19 protein-coding genes are annotated in these 19,082 nt (G+C 64.9%); 3 read left to right on the top strand and 16 right to left on the bottom strand.

Features of this window, described 5'->3' with window-relative positions; translation table 11 throughout:
- The first annotated feature begins 221 nt into the window (after positions 1–221).
- Positions 222–1,037, top strand: a complete 816-nt coding sequence (locus A1D30_RS04125; RefSeq protein ID WP_063459519.1) for a hypothetical protein — start codon at positions 222–224, stop codon at positions 1,035–1,037.
- 99 nt (positions 1,038–1,136) lie between these two features.
- Here A1D30_RS04125 and A1D30_RS04120 read toward each other — a convergent pair whose 3' ends face one another.
- The 16 genes from A1D30_RS04120 to rpsB all read right to left on the bottom strand — a co-directional run bounded on the left by A1D30_RS04120 (position 1,137) and on the right by rpsB (position 16,245).
- Positions 1,137–1,910 carry an RNA methyltransferase gene (locus tag A1D30_RS04120; protein WP_063459518.1) on the bottom strand — a complete coding sequence of 258 codons (774 nt, stop codon included), beginning with the start codon at positions 1,908–1,910 and terminating at the stop codon, positions 1,137–1,139.
- A 21-nt stretch (positions 1,911–1,931) separates the two neighbouring features.
- Positions 1,932–2,558, bottom strand: coding sequence for a ribonuclease HII (gene rnhB, locus A1D30_RS04115; protein WP_063459517.1), 627 nt, complete (start codon positions 2,556–2,558; stop codon positions 1,932–1,934).
- The gene (lpxB, locus tag A1D30_RS04110) at positions 2,524–3,687 is read right to left on the bottom strand and encodes a lipid-A-disaccharide synthase (RefSeq protein ID WP_063459516.1); all 1,164 of its coding nucleotides are present in this window, start codon (positions 3,685–3,687) and stop codon (positions 2,524–2,526) included. The genes rnhB and lpxB overlap by 35 nt, the downstream gene beginning before the upstream one ends.
- Positions 3,688–3,696: 9 nt before the next feature.
- Positions 3,697–4,485 (bottom strand): acyl-ACP--UDP-N-acetylglucosamine O-acyltransferase, encoded by a 789-nt coding sequence (gene lpxA / locus A1D30_RS04105; protein WP_063459636.1) that lies wholly within the window; start codon positions 4,483–4,485, stop codon positions 3,697–3,699.
- Positions 4,486–4,505: 20 nt separating this feature from the next.
- The gene (gene fabZ, locus A1D30_RS04100) at positions 4,506–4,946 is read right to left on the bottom strand and encodes a 3-hydroxyacyl-ACP dehydratase FabZ (RefSeq protein WP_063459515.1); all 441 of its coding nucleotides are present in this window, start codon (positions 4,944–4,946) and stop codon (positions 4,506–4,508) included.
- A gap of 16 nt (positions 4,947–4,962) precedes the next feature.
- The gene (lpxD, locus tag A1D30_RS04095) at positions 4,963–5,937 is read right to left on the bottom strand and encodes a UDP-3-O-(3-hydroxymyristoyl)glucosamine N-acyltransferase (RefSeq protein ID WP_063459635.1); all 975 of its coding nucleotides are present in this window, start codon (positions 5,935–5,937) and stop codon (positions 4,963–4,965) included.
- A gap of 36 nt (positions 5,938–5,973) precedes the next feature.
- Positions 5,974–6,495 carry an OmpH family outer membrane protein gene (locus A1D30_RS04090; RefSeq protein ID WP_063459514.1) on the bottom strand — a complete coding sequence of 174 codons (522 nt, stop codon included), beginning with the start codon at positions 6,493–6,495 and terminating at the stop codon, positions 5,974–5,976.
- Positions 6,495–8,792 (bottom strand): outer membrane protein assembly factor BamA, encoded by a 2,298-nt coding sequence (gene bamA, locus A1D30_RS04085; protein WP_063459513.1) that lies wholly within the window; start codon positions 8,790–8,792, stop codon positions 6,495–6,497. Before bamA ends, A1D30_RS04090 begins: the two co-directional genes overlap by 1 nt.
- Positions 8,793–8,836: 44 nt before the next feature.
- Positions 8,837–10,201, bottom strand: a complete 1,365-nt coding sequence (rseP, locus tag A1D30_RS04080; protein WP_063459512.1) for an RIP metalloprotease RseP — start codon at positions 10,199–10,201, stop codon at positions 8,837–8,839.
- A 29-nt stretch (positions 10,202–10,230) separates the two neighbouring features.
- Positions 10,231–11,409, bottom strand: a complete 1,179-nt coding sequence (gene ispC, locus A1D30_RS04075; protein ID WP_063459634.1) for a 1-deoxy-D-xylulose-5-phosphate reductoisomerase — start codon at positions 11,407–11,409, stop codon at positions 10,231–10,233.
- Complete coding sequence (locus A1D30_RS04070; protein ID WP_063459511.1) at positions 11,409–12,263, bottom strand: phosphatidate cytidylyltransferase; 855 nt, start codon at positions 12,261–12,263, stop codon at positions 11,409–11,411. Before A1D30_RS04070 ends, ispC begins: the two co-directional genes overlap by 1 nt.
- 27 nt (positions 12,264–12,290) lie before the next feature.
- Positions 12,291–13,022 (bottom strand): polyprenyl diphosphate synthase, encoded by a 732-nt coding sequence (gene uppS / locus A1D30_RS04065; protein ID WP_063459510.1) that lies wholly within the window; start codon positions 13,020–13,022, stop codon positions 12,291–12,293.
- A 23-nt stretch (positions 13,023–13,045) separates the two neighbouring features.
- The gene (gene frr / locus A1D30_RS04060) at positions 13,046–13,606 is read right to left on the bottom strand and encodes a ribosome recycling factor (protein WP_063459509.1); all 561 of its coding nucleotides are present in this window, start codon (positions 13,604–13,606) and stop codon (positions 13,046–13,048) included.
- A 49-nt stretch (positions 13,607–13,655) separates the two neighbouring features.
- Positions 13,656–14,378 (bottom strand): UMP kinase, encoded by a 723-nt coding sequence (gene pyrH, locus A1D30_RS04055; RefSeq protein WP_026436856.1) that lies wholly within the window; start codon positions 14,376–14,378, stop codon positions 13,656–13,658.
- A gap of 66 nt (positions 14,379–14,444) precedes the next feature.
- Positions 14,445–15,374, bottom strand: coding sequence for a translation elongation factor Ts (gene tsf / locus A1D30_RS04050; RefSeq protein WP_063459508.1), 930 nt, complete (start codon positions 15,372–15,374; stop codon positions 14,445–14,447).
- Between the two features lie 118 nt (positions 15,375–15,492).
- On the bottom strand, positions 15,493–16,245 hold the full coding sequence (rpsB, locus tag A1D30_RS04045) for a 30S ribosomal protein S2 (RefSeq protein ID WP_063459507.1): 753 nt from the start codon (positions 16,243–16,245) through the stop codon (positions 15,493–15,495).
- Between the two features lie 182 nt (positions 16,246–16,427).
- Here rpsB and A1D30_RS04040 point away from each other — a divergent pair, with 182 nt between their 5' ends.
- Both A1D30_RS04040 and A1D30_RS04035 read left to right on the top strand, forming a co-directional pair.
- A complete protein-coding gene (locus A1D30_RS04040) occupies positions 16,428–17,783 on the top strand; it encodes an amidase (RefSeq protein WP_063459506.1) in 1,356 nt (451 codons plus the stop codon).
- 53 nt (positions 17,784–17,836) lie between these two features.
- A complete protein-coding gene (locus A1D30_RS04035) occupies positions 17,837–19,069 on the top strand; it encodes an FAD-dependent oxidoreductase (RefSeq protein ID WP_063459505.1) in 1,233 nt (410 codons plus the stop codon).
- Positions 19,070–19,082 lie beyond the last annotated feature (13 nt).

Here is a 19,082-nt window from a genome sequence, read left to right as displayed (position 1 = left end):
CGATAGTGCCAGTGGCTGCTCTCAGATGGGTTGTTGCTTTGGGTGCGGTCGGGCGACGCTGTTGCGAGAAAAGCTCCCGATTATACCCCTGCCCCCACACTTCACACCAAATGCACGTCTCGCATAACCTTGTTACGTAAGCAAACGTTGCCCGTGTTGCGGGCCGTGCCGCGCCACCTAGACTGCGCCGCTGATCTGCAACCACCCAAGGACACGTTTCCATGCACCCCCTCCCCCGCTCTCTGACATTGGCCCTTCTCGGCAGCCTTGCCGCCATGGCATCCCACGCCATCGAACTGGCCAAATACCCCCAGGTGTTTGTGGCCCCGCAGGGGGTGGAGGTGGTGCTGGCACCCAGCGCCGACGGCAAGCAGGCGCTGGTGCGTGTGAGTGGCATCAACGACCCCATCGACCAGGTGGTGTTCCTGAGCACCCGCGAGGCCCAGGGCTCCGCACGCGAGGTCTACACCACCCGCATCGATGGCCGCAGCTACGGCTTGCTGCACAAACAAAGCCATGCCTACCGTGGCGGAGACCACTACGTGGTGTACCTGCCCGGCAAGCGGGATGGCGTCGCCCTGGCCTTCAGCGACGACAAGAGCAAGGCATTCAAGCTGGCCGACCTGCAAGCCAGCTACGAGCGCCAGCTCAAACAGGGCACGCAGGAGAAGCTGGGCCGCTTCGACCGCGCCAAGCGGCTGGCGGGCGCCCAGGCAGAACTCGCCAAGATGGACCAGGACGCCAGCGCGTCCTGTGGCACCCCCGTGAAGACCACGGTGGACTGGGCCAGCATCGATGACGAAAAACTGCAGAGCCTGAGCATTCCCAGTTTCTGCGGCGTGGTGGCTTCCGAGATCGACAGCCTCTGCCGCAACACCCCGCAGTTCAAACCAACGGCCGCAGGCCTGGGGCAGGTGCAGTGCCACTTCGGCCCCCGACTCAAGATCCGGGTGGAGGACCAGCAGGTGGTGTTCAGCACCGAGAAAGACGCCCCCAACCAGGAGGAGTTTGTCCGCCAGTTCCTGCGCAACCAGTAAGCCGCAGGCACGGGGGACTCACGGGGCCTGATCCGAAGGCCCTTACCGTCCAACTCCAAATGCGGCGTGGAGCGTTTGTGGCGCCCGCGCTATCTGAGTTCAGCGGCCCGCGCCGCTGGCATGCAGGCAGATGGCTGCTGCAGCCGCCACGTTCAGAGACTCCTCACCCCCCGGTTGGGCGATGCGGATGCGCAGGGCGGCCCGCTCCTCCAGCGCGGCAGAAACACCCTGGCCCTCATGCCCCATGACCCAGGCGCAGGGCCAGGGCAAGACGGCGCGGTGCAGATAGTCGCCCGCGTGCGAGCTGGTCACCACCAAGGGCACCTGGAGCGCCTGGGCATCCTCCAGCCCCACCCCTTCGATCAAGTCCAACGCAAAGTGCGCGCCCATCCCGGCGCGCAAGACCTTGGGCGACCACAGTGCAGCACTGCCCTTGATGGCTACTACCTGCCGGAACCCGAACGCCGAGGCACTGCGCAGGATGGAGCCCACATTGCCCGCGTCCTGCACCCGGTCCAGCACCACGGTTGCGGCATCGGCCCGCAGAGCGGCTGGGGTCGGGAGATCCAAGATGAATCCCATGCGTGCTGGGGATTCCAGCCCGCTGATATCGGCAAACAGTGCATCGGCCAATACTATTGTTTTGATAGCATCCTGGGCATACTCAACGCGCGCAGACGGCCAAAAAGACTCAGAAAAAACCGCCACCGAGGCACGCAGCCCCCGCGCCAGCGCCGCGCGGCAGAGATGGTCCCCCTCCAGCCACACACGGCCTTGCTTGCGGTAGGCCGTGGTGTCCTGGGCCAGGCGGCGCAGGTCCTTGACGAAGGCGTTGTCGCGGGAATGGATGGCAATCACAGACGAAGAAGTCATCGGTAGTCTCGTGCAGCCCGGTCAGCTCGGCAGGTTCTGGGCCACCGGGGCGAACGAGCGCCGGTGGTACACACAGGCGCCATGCTCGCGCAGGGCGGCCATGTGCACGGCCGTGCCGTAGCCCTTGTGCCCGGCAAAACCGTATTGGGGAAATTCTTCGTGCACCTGCACGCACCAGCGGTCACGGTGCACCTTGGCCAGAATGGACGCCGCCGAGATCGAAGGCACCAGCGCATCGCCCTTGACGATGGCCTCGGCGGGCACATCCAGCACGGGCAGCCGGTTGCCATCCACCAGCACCATCACCGGCTTGAGGCGCAGCCCCATCACGGCGCGGCGCATGGCCAACATCGTGGCCTGCAGGATGTTGAGGCGGTCGATCTCTTCCACGCTGGCCTCGGCAATACAGAAACACAGCGCCTTGGCACGGATCTCGTCATAGAGCTTCTCGCGCCGCGCGGGGGTGAGCTTCTTGGAGTCGGCCAAGCCTGCAATCGGATGCAGGTCATCGAGGATGACGGCAGCAGCCACCACGGGCCCCGCCAGAGGGCCCCGGCCCGCCTCGTCCACCCCAGCCACCAGGCCGGGCGGATGCCAGGGCAGGCAGGCCTGCTCAGGCAGCGGGGGAGAGGATTTTCTGGATCGCATCGGCAGCCAATTGGGGGGTATTGCGTTGCAGGCTTTCGTGCAACGCTGCAAAGCGCTGCTCCAGCGCCGTGATTTTTGCGGGGTTGTTGCGCCGGGCATCCAGCCATTCCAGCGTGGCCGCGCAGAGCGCCTGCGGGGTGGCGGCATCCTGGATCAGCTCGGGCACCACAAAATCGCGGCACAGAATGTTCGGCAAGCCCACCCAAGGCTGCAGCTGTTTGCGGCGCATCAGCCACCAGCTCAGCGGGTGCATGTGGTAGCCAATCACCATGGGGCGCTTGAACAACGCTGCTTCGAGCGTCGCGGTGCCACTGGCAATCAGCGTGGCGTCACAGGCCGCGAGCACCGTGTGGGACTGCCCGGTGATGATCTGCATGGCATCCCCCAGGCCACAGGCCTGGGCTGCCTGCTCGATGCGGCTACGCAGCGCCGGGACGGCAGGCACTATCAATTTGATAGCTGGTCGCGCTTGGCGGATCAGCGCAGCCGCCTCAAAAAAGGGTTTGGCGATGTACTGGACCTCTGAAGACCGGCTGCCAGGCAGGACGGCCAGGACTTCGTCGCTGTCCTGCAGACCCAGCTGCGCCCGGGCTGCTGCGCGGTCGGGCACCATGGGGATCACCCCGGCCAGTGGATGGCCCACGTAGGTGGCGGCAATGCCATGCTGCGCGAGCAACTCCGGCTCGAACGGAAAAATGCACAGCACATGGTCGGCGCTGCGGCGTATTTTCTCCACCCGCTCGGCGCGCCAGGCCCAAATCGACGGGCACACGAAGTGCACCGTCTTGATGCCAGCGGCCCGCAAGTCGGCCTCCAGCCCCAGGTTGAAATCGGGCGCGTCCACACCGATGAACACGTCGGGGCGGTCCTTGAGCAGGCGCTCGCGCAGTTGTTTGCGGATGCCCAGCAGTTCGCGCAGGCGGCGCAGCACTTCCATGCTGTAGCCATGCACAGCCAGCTTTTCGCTGGGCCACCAGGCGCTGAAGCCCCGGCGCGCCATCTGCGGGCCGCCGATGCCACAGGACTGTAACCCCGGCCAGTGGGCCTGCATGCCATCGATCAACAGACCGGCGAGCAAATCGCCCGATGTCTCGCCCGCCACCATGGCGATGCGGGGGGAAGCACTCATCGCAGCCCCTCAGCGCGCGATGCCGCGCGTGGACGCATCCAGGAACGCCAGCACCAGTGCGACATCGTCAGCCGCCTCGGGGTGGGCGGCGGGCAACCCGGCCATGGCGGCGCGCGCGGCCTCCAGCGTCAGTCCCTGGCGGTACAACGCGCGGTGCATCTGCTTGATGCCGACCACGCGTGCAGCCGAGAAACCCCGGCGGCGCAAGCCTTCCAGATTGAGCCCCCGCACGGACAGCGGGTTGCCATCCACCATCATGAAGGGCGGCACATCCTGCGACACAGCGCTGGAGAACCCGATCATGGCGTGCGCACCGATCTTCACAAACTGGTGGATACCGGTGAGCCCGCCCACCGTGACCCAGTCGCCAATCAGCACATGCCCTGCCAGCGTGGTGTTGTTGGCCATGGTCGTGTGGTTGCCCACATGGCAGTCGTGCGCGATGTGGGTGTAGGCCATGATCCAGTTGTCGTCGCCAATACTGGTCTTGCCACCCGCACCCGGAACACCCCGGTTGAAGGTACAGAACTCGCGCACCGTGTTGCGGTCGCCGATGACCAGCTCGGTGTCTTCGCCCTTGTACTTTTTGTCCTGCGGCTCGGCCCCCAGGGACGCGAACTGGAAGATCCGGTTGTCCTGGCCGATGGTGGTGCGGCCCTGGATCACGCAGTGAGGGCCCACGGAACTGCCTGCACCGATCACGACCTGCGAACCGATCACCGTATAGGGCCCCACCGTGACGGAAGGGTCGATGCGGGCACCCGCCTCAACGATGGCAGTGGGATGAATATTGCTCACGATCCAATGGCCAGAGTCGGTCAGCCCACGCTGCGCATGGTGCACATGAGTTCGGCCTCGCAAGCCACTTCCTCGCCCACGCTCGCCACACCCTTGAACTTCCAGATGCCGCCGCGCACACGGTCAATGGTGATGGTCAGAATCAGCTGGTCGCCCGGCTCCACGGGGCGCTTGAAGCGCGCGCCATCGATACCGACAAAGTAGTAGATGTTGTTTTCATCGGGCACCTTGCCCATGGCATCAAAGGCCAGCAGCCCGGCGGCCTGCGCCAGGGCTTCAAGGATCAGCACGCCAGGCATCACGGGGCGCCCCGGGAAATGCCCACCAAAATACGGCTCGTTGAAGGTGACGTTCTTGATCGCCTTGATGCGGGTGTTGCTCTCAAGCTCGATCACCTTGTCCACCAGCAGGAAGGGGTAGCGGTGCGGCAGTTGCTTGAGAATTGCGTGGATATCCATCATCGAGTTGTTCTTCCGTTCATGCTGCTTTGAGGGCCTGCTCCAGCGCCTTGATGCGCTCGCGCAGGCTGTGCAGTTGTTTGAGTGTCGCAGCGTTCTTTTCCCACCGCGCATTGTCGTCGATGGGAAACATGCCCGTGTACTGGCCAGGCTGGGTCAGCGACCTAGTGACGACCGTGGCTGCCGAGATATGCACGTTGTCGGCCAGCTCCAGGTGCCCCAGCACAATCGCGCCGCCGCCCACCGTGCAATGCGCGCCAATGGTGGCGCTGCCCGCAATGCCCACGCACCCGGCCATCGCGGCATGTTTGCCGATGTGCACGTTGTGGCCCACCTGGATCAGGTTGTCGAGCTTCACGCCGTCTTCGATCACGGTGTCTTGCAGCGCACCCCGGTCGATGCAGGTGTTGGCGCCGATTTCCACATCGTCGCCAATGCGCACGGCGCCCAGTTGCTCGATCTTGACCCATTGCCCGTTTTCCGGCGCAAAACCAAAACCGTCGGCCCCGATCACCACGCCGGAGTGCACGATGCAGCGCGCGCCGACATGGCAGTCCTCACCCACGGTGACCCGTGACTTGAGCACGGTGTCGGCACCCACATGCGCCCCGCGCTCGACCACACACAGCGGGCCGATGGTGGCTGTGGGGTGCACCTGGGCCGTGGGGTCCACCACGGCACTGGGATGCACGCCAGCGGGCCGCGCGGGCGCATTGCGCTGCCGCCACAGCTGGGTCGCCCGCGCAAAGTAGACATAGGGGTTGTCTGCCACGATGCAGGCGCCCCGCGCCAGTGCCGCTTCGCGCAACGCAGGCGCCACAATGACACAGGCCGCCCGGGAGGCGGCCAGTTGCTGTTGGTAGCGGGGGTTGCTCAGGAAACTGAGGTCCCCGGGGCCCGCAACCTCCAGTGGCGCGATGCGGGCAATGGCGGTGTCACGCGCCCCCCCCTCCAGCGAACCACCGAGCACATCCACAATGTGCCCGAGCAGCAAGCCGCTCACGCGCCACCTGCCCAGCGCTGTGGCGGATTACTTGGCGCCAGCAGCGGCATTCAGCGCCTTGATCACCTTGTCGGTGATGTCATGCTTGGGGTTGATGTAGACGGCCTCTTGCAGGATCACGTCGTACTTCTCGGCCTCAGCCACCTGCTTGACCACCTTGTTGGCGCGCTCCAGCACCTGGGACAGCTCTTCGTTCTTGCGGGCGCTCAGGTCTTCCTGGAACTCACGGCGCTTGCGCTGGAAGTCGCGGTCCTGGTCCACCAGCTGGCGCTGGCGCGTGGTGCGCTGGCTCTCGGCCATGGTGGGGGCTTCGCGTTCGAACTTGTCGGTGGCCGTTTTCAGGGTGTTGCCCAGGTCTACCAGTTCTTTCTCGCGGCGGGAGAACTCCTGCTCCAGCTTGGCCTGCGCAGCCTTGGCGGTGCTGGCTTCACGGAAGATGCGATCGGTATTGACAAAACCGGCTTTGAATTCCTGCGCCTGCGCAGGGGCTGCGACGGCAACAACGCCAAGCAGCAGGGCCACAGAGAGATGGCGAGAAAAGGATTTCATTAGAAAGACGTTCCGATCTGGAATTGCAATTTTTGGATTTTATCGCCAGCGAACTTGCGCACCGGCTGCGCAAACGCCAAACGCAGCGGACCAAGCGGGGAAATCCAGCTCAGCCCCAGGCCCACGGAGGCACGCATGTCACTGAAAGTGACTTTTTCATGCTCTCCATACACATTCCCCACGTCCACAAAAGTGAACACGCGCAGGGTCCGGTCGTTTCCTGCCCCTGGGAAAGGAGCAATCAGCTCCGCATTCAGGGTCACCTTCTTGGGCCCGCCCAGCGAGGCCCCTGTCACGTCACGCGGGCCCAGCGTGCCCTGGTCAAAGCCGCGCACGGAGCCCAGGCCACCCGAATAGAAGTTCTTGAACACCGGGAAAGGACGGCCGTTCATGCCCTTGCCAATGCCCGCCTCCCCATTGAAGGCCACCGTGAAGCGCTTGTTGAGCGGTATGTACTGCTGGTACTGGTAGTTGGCACGCACATAACGCGCATCGCCGGCCACAGACCACTCGGAATTCAGGCGCTGGTAACGGCCCGAATTGGGGGCCAGGGCGCTGTCCCGGTCATCGCGCGACCAGCCCACCGTCAAGGGGATGGAGGTGCTGGTGTAGCCAAACTTATCGGCGTAGTACAGGTAGGTCGCAGGAATGTTGGTTCCGGGCTTGATCTGGGTCTGCTCCAGACCGCCGCCAAAGAACACGGTGTCAGTTTCACTGAACGGCACGCCGAAACGCACCGAGGTTCCCGTCGTGACCAGCTGGTAGTTGCCGCCCTGGTCCTCATAGGGTTTGTCGGTGCGGTAGTACACATCCAGCGTGCGCGAGATGCCGTCGGCCGTGAAGTAGGGATTGGTGGTGCTGAACACCAGCGTGCGGCGGTACTTGCTGGTGTTGACATCGATCCCCAGGTAGTTGCCGGAGCCGAAGATGTTCTCCTGCTTGATACCAAACGAAAGCGAGGCCTTTTCAGCGCTGGAAAAGCCCACCCCCATCTGCAGCGAACCCGTGGGCTTCTCGGCCACATTGATCACCAGATCCACCTGGTCCGGCGCGCCCGGCACTTCCTGGGTCTCGACATTGACTTCCGTGAAGAAGCCCAGGCGGTCCACGCGGTCGCGCGACAGGCGGATTTTGTCACCGTCGTACCACGAGGCTTCGTACTGGCGGAACTCGCGGCGGATCACTTCGTCCCGCGTGCGGTTGTTGCCGCTCACGTTGATGCGGCGCACATAGGCGCGGCGCGATGGCTCGGCCTGCACAACCAGCACAGCGCGGTTGTTTTCACGGTCGATTTCCGGCACGGCCTCGACCCGGGCGAATGCAAAACCGAACCGCGCAAAGTATTCGGAGAATGCCTTGGTGGTTTCTGTCACCTGATCAGCGTTGTACGGCTCGCCAGGGCGGATCGTCACCAGGGACTTGAACTCGTCTTCACGGTCCAGGTAGTTGCCCTCCAGCTTCACCCCCGACACCACAAAACGCTCACCCTCGGTGATGTTGACGGTGATGGAGATGTCCTGCTTGTCCGGCGAAATCGCCACCTGTGTGGAATCCACACGGAACTCCAGGTAGCCGCGCTGCAGGTAATACGAGCGCAGCGTCTCCAGGTCGGCATTGAGCTTGGCGCGGGAGTAGCGGTCGGACTTGGTGTACCAGCTGAGCCAGCCGCCCGTGTCCTGGTCGAACAGGCCCTTGAGGGTGGATTCGCTGAAGGCCTTGTTGCCCACCAGACGCACTTCCTTGATGCGCGCGGGCTCGCCCTCCACCACCGTGAAGGTCAGGTTCACCCGGTTGCGCTCGATGGGCGTCACGGTGGTCACCACCTCGACACCGTACAGGCTCTTGTTGATGTACTGGCGCTTGAGCTCCTGCTCTGCCCGGTCGGCCAGAGCCTTGTCGTAAGGGCGGCCTTCTGCGAGGCCCACGTCGCGCATGGCCTTCTTCAAGGCGTCCTTGTCGAACTCGCGGGCGCCCGCAAAGTCCACATCGGCGATGGAGGGGCGCTCTTCGACCACCACCACCAGCACATTGCCGCTGGCCTCCAGGCGCACGTCCTTGAACAGGCCCAGGCCAAACAGCGCGCGAATGGCGGCCGCGCCCTTCTCGTCGTTGTAGTCATCACCCACCCGCAGGGGCATGGAGGCAAACACGGTGCCGGGCTCTACACGCTGCAGGCCTTCCACACGGATGTCCTGCACCTTGAAAGGCTCCAGAGCCCATGCCGCATTGGCGGCAAAAACCATGGCGGCAACGGCCGATGCGGTACGCACGCCCAGGCGATTGATGTGTTTTTTCATGAATGAAGCTGGAGCCGCCATTGCAGGGCAATCGCGGCAAAAGGTTAGCCAAAGAGCCGGGTGATATCGTTGAACAGGGCTATGGACATCATGAGAAGCAGGACCGCAACGCCTCCACGCTGCAGACGCTCCATCCATGCGTCCGACACTCCCTTGCCCGTGACACCCTCCCAAAGATAATACATCAGGTGCCCACCGTCCAAGACAGGCAGCGGCAGCAGGTTGAGCACGCCCAGACTCACGCTGATGAGGGCAAGAAACACGAGGTACTGGGTCAACCCCATGCTGGCAGAACGCCCGGCGTAGTCAGCAATCGTCAAGGGACCGCTCAGATTCTTGAGCGAAGCCTCGCCGATCACCATGCGCCCCATCATGCGCAAGGTCAGCACCGACACATCCCAGGTCTTGACCGCCCCAGCCCAGGCGCCTTCGAACAGGCCGTATTCCACGGTCACAAACTCGGGGGGCGCGCCCACAAAGGCACCGATGCGCCCCACCGTGGCGCCCTGATCCTGCTTGGCTTCGGGCAACACATCCAGTGTGAGCAACTGCCCTGCACGGTCAATGCGCCAGGCCTGCGACAAAGGCTCATTGCCGCGCAGCGACTGGCGGATCAGCTCGCGCAACTGCTGGCCATCCACCACGTCAGCGGCGCCCAGCTTGAGCACCACATCGCCCTCGCGCAAGCCAGCGCGGGCCGCCGCGCCATCGGGCATGACCTCGCCCAATACCGGGCGGGTCCACGGGCCCAGAATTCCGATCTTGCGGAACAGCTGCGCATCGGCCTCGCGGCTGTCGATGCCCGACATGTCCAGCAGAATCTCTCGGTGCGCGGCGCCCGCCTGCGGCTTCACATCCAGGCGCACCGCCTGCCCTTCCAGCGCACCCCGCGTGAGCAGCCAGCGCAGATCCTCGAACGAGCGGACGGGCTCCATTTCGTCGGCTCCCAGCGCCGCACGCTCCACCAGTTCACCGCCCCGCAAGCCCGCTTTGTGCGCGACCGACCCGGCCACGGGACTCGCCAGCAGAGCGCGGGGCTCTTCCACGCCATTCCAGTTCACAATGGAATACAGCAGCACCGCCAGCAACAGGTTGGCCAGGGGGCCGGCCGCCACAATGGCGGCCCGCGAGCGCAGAGGCTGGGTGTTGAACGCCAGGTGGCGCTCTTCGGGCGGCACAGGCGCCTCGCGCTCATCCAGCATGCGCACATAGCCGCCGAGCGGAAAGGCACCGACCACAAACTCCGTGGGAGACCCCTTGGGTTGCCAGCGCAGCAGGGGGTGGCCAAAACCCACGGAGAAGCGCAGCACCTTCACCCCACAAGCCACGGCCACCCGGTAGTGGCCGTACTCATGCACCGCAATCAAAAGACCGAGGGCCACGACAAAAGCAACAAGGGTCAGCAGCATGGCGAAATGGTTCCGTGGGTCGGGAGGGCTCAGGCCGCCAATCGGCCTGCGGCATGCTCGGCGGCGCTGCGGGCCTGGGTGTCCAGATCCAGCAGGGCTTCGAGCGAATCCGGCTTGGAGGGCGTCACGGCCTCCAAAGTTGCAAGGTTGACCGCATGAATGCGATCAAACCGCAGGCGCCCGGACAAAAACGCCCCCACGGCCACTTCATTGGCGGCGTTCAGCACGGCGGTCGTGCCTTCGGCCGCCTTCAGCGCCTGCCACGAAAGATGCAGGCCCGGGAAACGAACGGCATCGGCCTCTTCGAACGCCAGTGCGCTCAGGGTCGAGAAATCCAGCTTGCTGGCACCGCTGGCAATACGCTCAGGCCAGGCCAGGCCACAGGCGATGGGCACGCGCATGTCCGGCGTGCCCAGCTGCGCGAGGATGGATGCATCCTTGAACTGCACCATCGAATGGATGATCTGCTGCGGATGGATCACCACCTTGATCTGGTCGGGATGCAGGTCGAACAGCCAGCGCGCCTCGATCACCTCGAGCGCCTTGTTCATCATGGTGGCCGAATCGACCGAGATCTTGCGGCCCATCGAGAAGTTGGGATGCGCGCAGGCCTGGGCCGGGGTGATCTCGGCCAAAGTGGCGGGGTCGCGCTGGCGGAAGGGCCCGCCGGATGCCGTGAGCAAAATGCTGTCTACCCGGTCGGGCCAGGTGGACGGATCTTCAGGCAGGCATTGAAAGATGGCGGAATGCTCGCTGTCGATGGGCAGCAGCGTGGCGCCGCCCTGGCGCACCGTCTGCATGAACAAGCCCCCCCCCACCACCAGCGCCTCTTTATTGGCCAACAGCAATCGCTTGCCCGCCCGGGCGGCAGCGAGGCAAGGCCCCAGACCCGCAGCCCCGACGATGGCGGCCATCACGGCATCCACATCGGGGTGTGATGCTATATTTTCAATAGCATTCACCTCAAACAGGACGCGCGTAGGCAGGCTATTTTCCTTGATTTTTTCAGCCAGCAGCTGCGCATGGGGCGCACTGGCCATCACCGCATAACGAGGGCGAAACTGCGCGCACTGGGCCAGCAGCAAATCCACCTGGGTGGCCGCACTCAGGGCAAACACCTCAAAACGGTCCGGGTGGCGGGCCACCACATCGAGGGTGCTGGTGCCGATGGACCCGGTGGAGCCGAGGACGGTGATTTTTTGTTTCATCATGGGGTCGTGAGGCGCGTGAGCATCATGGCCAGGGGCAAGGTTGGCAGCAAGGCGTCCACGCGGTCGAGCACGCCGCCGTGCCCCGGCAGCAGTCCACTGCTGTCCTTGACCCCTGCGCTGCGCTTGATGAGCGACTCCACCAGGTCGCCGGACACACTCATGGCCACCATGAACAAGGCCGCGACCACCAGCAGCCACCAGCCCTGCTGGGCCATGCGGCTGTAGAAGCTGGGCACCGCCGCTTGCCAGTAGGCGTCGGCCACCACCCAGACAAAGGCCATGACCACCACGCCCGCCAGCCCGCCCCACACACCTTCCCAGCTCTTGCCCGGGCTGATGGAAGGGGCCAGCTTGCCCTTGGTGAAGCGCAGGCCAAATGCACGGCCCGCAAAATAGGCAAAGATGTCGGCCACCCACACCAGCAGCAGCACCGACAGCAAGAAGTTGATCCCGACATTGCGCGCCTGCACCACCGCCAGCCAGGCCAGCCACAGGGCCAGCACACCGGCGACCAGGCGCACCACTGCAGGAATGCGGGGCCAGCCCGGCACGCCGGCCTGGAGCAGCCATGCGGTCGCCAGCACCCAGAGCCCGCCCCCCGCGACCCACAGCGCCGTCAGCGGGCGATCCACCCAGCCCAGCGCCCAGGACCCCGCACACAATGCCGTGCAGACAGCACCCACGGCCACTGAGCCCGTCTGGCCCAGCCCGCTCAGGCGGCCCCACTCCCATGCGCCAGCGGCCATGAGCACCAGCACCACCACGGTAAAGGGCACCGTGGAAGGATAAAAAAGTGCTGGCAGCAAGATGGCCAGCAGAACAAGGGCGGTGATGACACGCTGTTTGAGCATGGGGCCTTTCAGAACCTGCTGGGGTTCTCAGCCCGGCATCGGATCGGGATGCGCGGGCAGGATCTGTTCAGAAGTTTTGCCAAAGCGGCGCTCGCGGCTGCCGAAGGCGGCAATCGCCTCGTCCAGCGCCGACTCATCGAAGTCCGGCCACAGCCGGTCACTGAACACAAACTCCGCGTAGGCAGATTGCCACAGCAGGAAGTTGCTGATCCGCATTTCGCCGCCGGTGCGGATCACCAGGTCCGGGTCGGGCACATGGGACATGCCCATCGCCCCGTGCAGGCTGGCCTCGGTGATGGGCTCGCCGCGCGCCGCCAGCGACGCAGCCGCCTGGGCAATGTCCCAGCGGCCGCCGTAGTTGAAGCACACATTGAGCACCAGGCGCGTGTTTTCGGCCGTGGCGGTCTCTGCCTGCACCAGGCCGTCGCGGACCTTCTGCGAGAGACCCGCGCGTTCGCCCACAAAGTACAGGCGCACACCGTCTTTCTTGAGCTGCGGCACTTCGCGGCCCAGCGCCAGCGCGAGCAGCTCCATGAGGCCCGACACCTCGTCGGCAGGGCGGTTCCAGTTTTCGGAAGAGAACGCAAAAACGGTCAAAACGCCCACGCCGCGCTCAGCGCAGGCGCGCACACAGCGGCGCAGCGAATCAACCCCCTGCTTGTGGCCCGCCAGGCGCGGCAGAAAGCGGCGCTTGGCCCAGCGGCCGTTGCCATCCATGACGATGGCGATGTGGTGTGGCACCACCGGAGAAACAGACATGGGAACGATCAAGCCCTGGGGGCTCAAACCGCCATGATTTCCTGCTCTTTGGCGGCCACCAGCGCATCGATCTCGGCGATGTGCTTGTCGGTGAACTTCTGCACGTCGGTTTCGGCGCGCTTCTGGTCGTCTTCGGATGCCAGCTTGTCCTTGACCAGCTTCTTGACGGATTCGTTGGCATCGCGGCGCAGGTTGCGCACGGCAATCTTGGCGCTCTCGCCTTCGTTGCGCGCCAGCTTGGTCATTTCCTTGCGGCGCTCTTCGCTCATCGCGGGCATCGGAACGCGGATCAGATCGCCCAGCGATGCAGGGTTCAGGCCCAGATCACTTTCGCGGATGGCCTTTTCGATCTTGGCGCCCATGCCCTTTTCCCAGGGCTGCACGCTGATGGTGCGCGAGTCGATCAGCGCCACATTGGCCACCTGGCTCAAGGGAACCATGGAGCCGTAGTACTCGACCTGCACCGTATCGAGCAGCGCGGGGTTGGCGCGGCCGGTGCGGATCTTCTGCAGGTTGTTTTTGAAGGCCGTGATGGACTGGTCCATCTTGGTCTCTGTGGTTTTCTTGATGTCGGCAATCGTCATGTTTTCTCCTCGGGCCAGCCTGCATCCGGTGCAGGCCCATCCATCGTGATCAAGCGTAAACCAGCGTACCTTCGTCTTCGCCCATCACCACGCGCTTCAGGGCGCCGTGCTTGATGATGGAAAACACCTTCACCGGCAGCTTCTGGTCGCGGCACAGGGCAAAGGCGGTCGCATCCATGATGCCCAGATTGCGGGACATGGCCTCGTCAAAGCTGAGCTTTGTGTAGCGCGTGGCCGTGGGGTCCTTCTGGGGGTCGGCAGTATAAACGCCGTCCACCTTGGTGGCCTTGAGCACCAGCTCGGCGCCAATCTCGGCACCACGCAGGGCCGCTGCCGTATCAGTGGTGAAGAAAGGATTGCCCGTGCCAGCGGCAAACACAACGACCTTGCCCTCTTCGAGGTACTGCAGGGCCTTGGGGCGCACATAGGGCTCGACCACCTGCTCGATGGCGATGGCGGACATCACACGGGCCACCAGGCCCTGCTTGTCCATGGCATCGGCCAGGGCCAGCGCGTTCATCACGGTGGCCAGCATGCCCATGTAGTCGGCGGTGGCGCGGTCCATGCCGACCGAGCCGCCCGCGACACCACGGAAAATATTGCCCCCACCGATCACCACCGCCACCTGCACGCCCAGGCGGGTGACTTCGGCGATCTCTTCCACCATGCGAACGATGGTGGCGCGGTTGATGCCAAAGGCGTCATCCCCCATCAGCGCCTCACCAGACAGCTTGAGCAGGATGCGCTTGTGGGCTGGTGCAGCGTGGGACATGGGTGATTTCTCCAAAGGCAGGTACGGCGGTAAAAAATGTGGGGGACGGGGCTGCAGTGCAGCCGATCAGGCAGCAGCGGCCTTGGCGGCAGCCACTTGGGCAGCCACTTCGGCAGCGAAGTCGTCAGCCTTCTTCTCGATGCCTTCGCCCACGACGTAGAGGGTGAAGCCCTTCACGTTGGTGTTGGCAGCCTTGAGCATCTGGGCAACGGTCTGCTTGCCGTCGGCAGCCTTCACGAAGACCTGGTCAGCCAGCGAGACTTCCTTGAGGTACTTCTGCACGGCGCCGTCGATGCGCTTGGCCGTGATTTCGGCGCTTTGTGCAGGCTTGCCAGCAGCCACCAGCTCCTTGTTGGCTTCGTCGGCCTTGCCTTCAGCCACCGAGCGCTCCTTGGCGATCAGTTCGGCAGGCACGTCAGCGCTGGTCAGGGCCACGGGCTTCATGGCGGCCACGTGCATGGCCACATCCTTGGCGGCAGCTGCGTCGCCGTCGAACTCGACGACCACACCGATGCGCGAACCATGCAGGTAGGCAGCCAGGTTGGAACCGCTGAAGCGCTTGAAGCGGCGGAACGACATGTTCTCGCCGATCTTGCCGATCAGGCCCTTGCGCACGTCTTCCAACGTGGGGCCGAAACTGTCTTGTGCGTAGGCCAGGGCACCCAGGGCTTCGATGTCGGCAGGGTTGTGCTCGGCCACCAGCTTGGCAGCGGCGTTGGCCATGGCGATGAAGCTGTCGTTCTTGGAGACGAAGTCGGTTTCGCTGTTGACTTCGATCAGGGCGCCCAGGTTGCCGTTGATGAAGCTGGCGACCACGCCTTCAGCCGTCACGCGCGAGGCGGCCTTGCCAGCCTTCGTGCCCAGCTTGACGCGCAGCAGCTCTTCGGCCTTGGCCATGTCGCCCTCGGCTTCGGTCAGTGCCTTCTTGCATTCCATCATGGGGGCATCGGTCTTGCCACGCAGTTCAGCCACCATGCTTGCGGTAATTGCAGCCATCTTTATTCCTTCAGTGTTCAGTTCAATCGATTGGATCGGATTGGATTGGATTCAGCCTAAAAAAAAGGGGGCTCACAGGGGCCCCGCTTTTCTTCGCGACGAATCGCGCAGCCGGGTATCAGGCGGCGGCTTCTTGCACTTCCACGAACTCGTCCGAGCTTTCGGACGCAGCGGCCTTGACCACTTCGTTCACGGCGTTGGCGCGGCCTTCGATGATCGCGTCAGCGATGCCACGGGCGTACAGCGTCACGGCCTTGGCCGAGTCGTCGTTGCCGGGGATCACGTAGTCGATGCCTTCGGGCGAGTGGTTGGTGTCAACCACACCGATCAGCGGGATGCCCAGCTTCTTGGCTTCAGCAACGGCGATCTTGTGGAAGCCCACGTCGATGATGAAGATGGCGTCGGGCAGTGCAGCCATGTCCTGGATGCCGCCGATGTCCTTTTCGAGCTTTTCGATTTCGCGGGAGAACGTCAGTTGCTCCTTCTTGCTCAGGCTGTCGAGGCCAGCTTCTTGCTGGGCCTTCATGTCCTTCAGGCGCTTGATCGAGGTCTTCACGGTCTTGAAGTTCGTCAGCATGCCGCCCAGCCAGCGCTGATCCACGAAAGGCACGCCAGCGCGCAGGGCTTCGGTGGACAGGATTTCACGGGCTTGACGCTTCGTGCCGACCATCAGGATCGTGCCGCGGTTGGCAGCCAGTTGCTTGGCGAACTTTTGGGCTTCCTGGAACAGTGGCAGCGACTTTTCCAGGTTGATGATGTGAATCTTGTTGCGATGGCCGAAGATGTAGGGGGCCATCTTGGGGTTCCAGAAGCGGGTTTGGTGACCGAAGTGGACACCGGCTTCCAGCATTTCGCGCATGGTAACGGACATAAAAATACTCCAAAGGTTAGGTCTAAAATCAGCCCCAATATTTGCAGCACCGTGTTCTTCACGAATGCCGCAACACCTTGACAGGGCTGCTTTGCGATTGGCTTTGTGACAGCCGCCACACCTGCGATGCATGCACCGCCTGCGTCGCTGCTCCCAGCAAAACCCAAAGATTCTAGCACACCATGCTGCCTGACCTGATCACCACCCGCGACCAGCTGCGGGAGGGCGCCACCACCGCGCCCGCCGAGCTGGAACGCTGCATCGACGCCGCCCAGGCCCCCGCCAACACCTACAGCTTTGTCCGCACGATGTTCGACGAGGCACGCACCACAGCGGTGCAGCCCGGCCTGGCCCAGTTGCCCCTTGCGGGGCTGGCGGTGTCGGTCAAGGACCTGTTCGACATCGCAGGCCAGGCCACACCCGCAGGCTCCACCGCTCTGGCCGACGCACCGGCCGCCGCCCAGGACTGCCCTGCGGTCGCCCGCCTGCGCGCGGCCGGGGCCAGCCTGATCGGGCGCACGAACATGGTCGAGTTCGCCTTTTCGGGCGTGGGCGTGAACCCGCACCACGGCACACCCGCCGCCTGGGATGCACGCTCTGGCGCCCTGCCTGGCGCGCCGCGTGTGCCGGGCGGCTCGTCCTCCGGCGCAGGCGTGTCGGTGGCCACGGGGGCTGCGTTCATCGGGCTGGGGTCGGACACTGGTGGTTCCATCCGGATTCCGGCCGCCCTCAATGGCATCGTAGGCTTCAAGAACACGGCGCACCTGGTACCCACCACGGGCGCCGTCCCCCTGTCCACCACCCTGGACACCGCCTGTGCCATGACGCGCAGCGTGCGCGACGCCATCGTGGCGCACGAGGTGCTGGCCGCCCGGCGCGTCACGCGCAGCCTGGCGCCGTTGTCCCAATACCGGCTGGCCGTCCCGTCCACCTTGTTTTTGGACGGGCTCGACGCGACCGTGGCCCAGGCGTTCGAGCGCACCCTGCGCACCCTGCGCCAGGCCGGGGCCCACATCGACACCATCCCCCTGCCCGCCGTGGCGGAGCAACCCGCCTATGGTTTTGCCGCCCCCGAGGCCTATGCCTGGCACCGCGAGCTGCTGCAACGCGCAGGCAACCGCTACGACCCCCGGGTGCGCATGCGCATCGAAAAAGGCGCCACGCTGATGGCCTGGGAGTACATCGACCTGCTGCAGGCGCGCCAGCAGTGGATTGCACGCATGCTCGCCGATATGGAGCCGTACGACACACTGCTGTCCCCCACCGTGCCCATCGTGGCGCCGCTGGTGGCCGATGTTGCCCCCGCAGACGGCACGGACAAGGCCCGGGATGCCGCGCGCGATGCCGAGTTCTTCCGCGTCAACAATCTGCTGCTGCGCAACACCAGTGTCGTCAACCTGCTGGACGGCTGCGCGCTGTCTCTGCCCTGCCACGCTCCGGGGGAACTCCCGGTGGGCCTGATGGTCTGGCACGGGGCCTTGCGGGACGACACCGTGCTCAATGTGGGCCTGCAGATCGAACAAACACTACAAAAATAATAGCTACTCGCGCTTTACCATCAGGCGCAAGAGGCCAAAAACACCCAAATTTCATGAAGATTGCCATCGTGGGCGCCGGGATTGTCGGCGTCACCACCGCGTACGAGCTGGCCAGCGACGGCCACGAAGTCACCGTTTTTGAACAACGCAGCGCCGCCGCCGAAGAAGCCAGCTTTGCCACGGCCGGCCTGCTCGCCCCCCACCTGCTCACCCCCTGGGCCGTGCCCGGATTCGGTCACGCCCTGCGGCTGATGGGGCCACACGCCACGCTGCGGCTGTCTGGCGGGCTGAGCCGCGCCAACTGGGCCTGGCTCAGCCGCTGGCGCAGCGCCACACACGCCAGCAGCGCCCCAGCGGCCGCGCTGGAGCGCCTGGCGCAATACAGCCAAAGCCGCCTGCAGGCCCTGGCCCAGCGGCACGAACTCGACTTTGAGGCCAGCCAAGGGCGCCTGGTGCTGCTGCGCACAGAACAGGAACGCGCCCAGCTCCAGCCCGCGCTGCAGGTGCTGCGCGACAGCGGCGTGGCCTTGCGCGAAGTGGATGCCGACATCGCGCGCCAGATCGAGCCCGGCCTGTCGCCCGAAGCGCCGCTGGCCGGTGCCATCCACCTGCCCGATGCCCGCGCAGGCAACTGCCGCTTGTTTGCGCAGCTGCTGCGCCAGGGCACACAGGGCTCGGGCGTGCACTTCGCCTTCAACACCCGCATCGATCGCATCGGGACCACCCCGGTCGGCGTGGTGGTGCAGGGCGAGAGCGACTTGCGGCGTTTTGACGCCGTGGTGCTGTGCGCCGGCACCGCCTCGGCCGCGCTGCTGCCAGCGCTGGGTATGCGCCTGCCCATGGCGGCGGTGTATGGCTACTCCGTCAGCGCCCCGCTGCGCGAATCCACCCACGCCCCCCAGGCCAGTGTGGTGGACGCCGCCCAGCAGATCTCCATCACGCGACTGGGACAGCGTGTGCGCATTGCGGGCGGCGCCGAACTGGCAGGTGCCGACGCCGAGCACCACGCCGCCACCTTGCAGCGCCTGTACCGCACGCTCAACGACTGGTTCCCGGGGGGTGCACAGCTTTCGTCCGGCGTGCAGGTCTGGCGCGGCGCGCGCCCCCTGCTGCCCGACGGCGCCCCAGTGGTGGGCGCCAGCGGCGTGCCCGGCCTGTGGCTCAACACCGGCCACGGCGCCGGGGGCTGGGCCCTGGCCTGTGGCAGCGCGCGGGCCCTGGCGGACCTGATGGCACAGCGCGTGCCCGAGGTGCCGCTGGACGGCCTGGGCATGCGGCCGTTCTGACGCAGGTGCGTTG

The sequence above is a fragment of the Acidovorax sp. GW101-3H11 genome, from assembly GCF_001633105.1.
Classification (GTDB): domain Bacteria; phylum Pseudomonadota; class Gammaproteobacteria; order Burkholderiales; family Burkholderiaceae_C; genus Acidovorax.
Note: the sequence above shows the minus strand (reverse complement) of the source record. Positions and strands in the feature narration are given on the sequence as shown.

Bases quoted from the DNA above. Each gene is read 5' to 3' on its own strand.
- A1D30_RS04125 (WP_063459519.1), top strand. From the start codon at position 222: ATGCACCCCCTCCCCCGCTCTCTGACATTGGCCCTTCTCGGCAGCCTT.
- A1D30_RS04120 (WP_063459518.1), bottom strand. From the start codon at position 1,910: ATGACTTCTTCGTCTGTGATTGCCATCCATTCCCGCGACAACGCCTTC.
- rnhB (WP_063459517.1), bottom strand. From the start codon at position 2,558: ATGCGATCCAGAAAATCCTCTCCCCCGCTGCCTGAGCAGGCCTGCCTG.
- lpxB (WP_063459516.1), bottom strand. From the start codon at position 3,687: ATGAGTGCTTCCCCCCGCATCGCCATGGTGGCGGGCGAGACATCGGGC.
- fabZ (WP_063459515.1), bottom strand. From the start codon at position 4,946: ATGATGGATATCCACGCAATTCTCAAGCAACTGCCGCACCGCTACCCC.
- A1D30_RS04090 (WP_063459514.1), bottom strand. From the start codon at position 6,495: ATGAAATCCTTTTCTCGCCATCTCTCTGTGGCCCTGCTGCTTGGCGTT.
- bamA (WP_063459513.1), bottom strand. From the start codon at position 8,792: ATGAAAAAACACATCAATCGCCTGGGCGTGCGTACCGCATCGGCCGTT.
- rseP (WP_063459512.1), bottom strand. From the start codon at position 10,201: ATGCTGCTGACCCTTGTTGCTTTTGTCGTGGCCCTCGGTCTTTTGATT.
- ispC (WP_063459634.1), bottom strand. From the start codon at position 11,409: ATGAAACAAAAAATCACCGTCCTCGGCTCCACCGGGTCCATCGGCACC.
- A1D30_RS04070 (WP_063459511.1), bottom strand. From the start codon at position 12,263: ATGCTCAAACAGCGTGTCATCACCGCCCTTGTTCTGCTGGCCATCTTG.
- uppS (WP_063459510.1), bottom strand. From the start codon at position 13,022: ATGTCTGTTTCTCCGGTGGTGCCACACCACATCGCCATCGTCATGGAT.
- frr (WP_063459509.1), bottom strand. From the start codon at position 13,606: ATGACGATTGCCGACATCAAGAAAACCACAGAGACCAAGATGGACCAG.
- pyrH (WP_026436856.1), bottom strand. From the start codon at position 14,378: ATGTCCCACGCTGCACCAGCCCACAAGCGCATCCTGCTCAAGCTGTCT.
- tsf (WP_063459508.1), bottom strand. From the start codon at position 15,374: ATGGCTGCAATTACCGCAAGCATGGTGGCTGAACTGCGTGGCAAGACC.
- rpsB (WP_063459507.1), bottom strand. From the start codon at position 16,245: ATGTCCGTTACCATGCGCGAAATGCTGGAAGCCGGTGTCCACTTCGGT.
- A1D30_RS04040 (WP_063459506.1), top strand. From the start codon at position 16,428: ATGCTGCCTGACCTGATCACCACCCGCGACCAGCTGCGGGAGGGCGCC.
- A1D30_RS04035 (WP_063459505.1), top strand. From the start codon at position 17,837: ATGAAGATTGCCATCGTGGGCGCCGGGATTGTCGGCGTCACCACCGCG.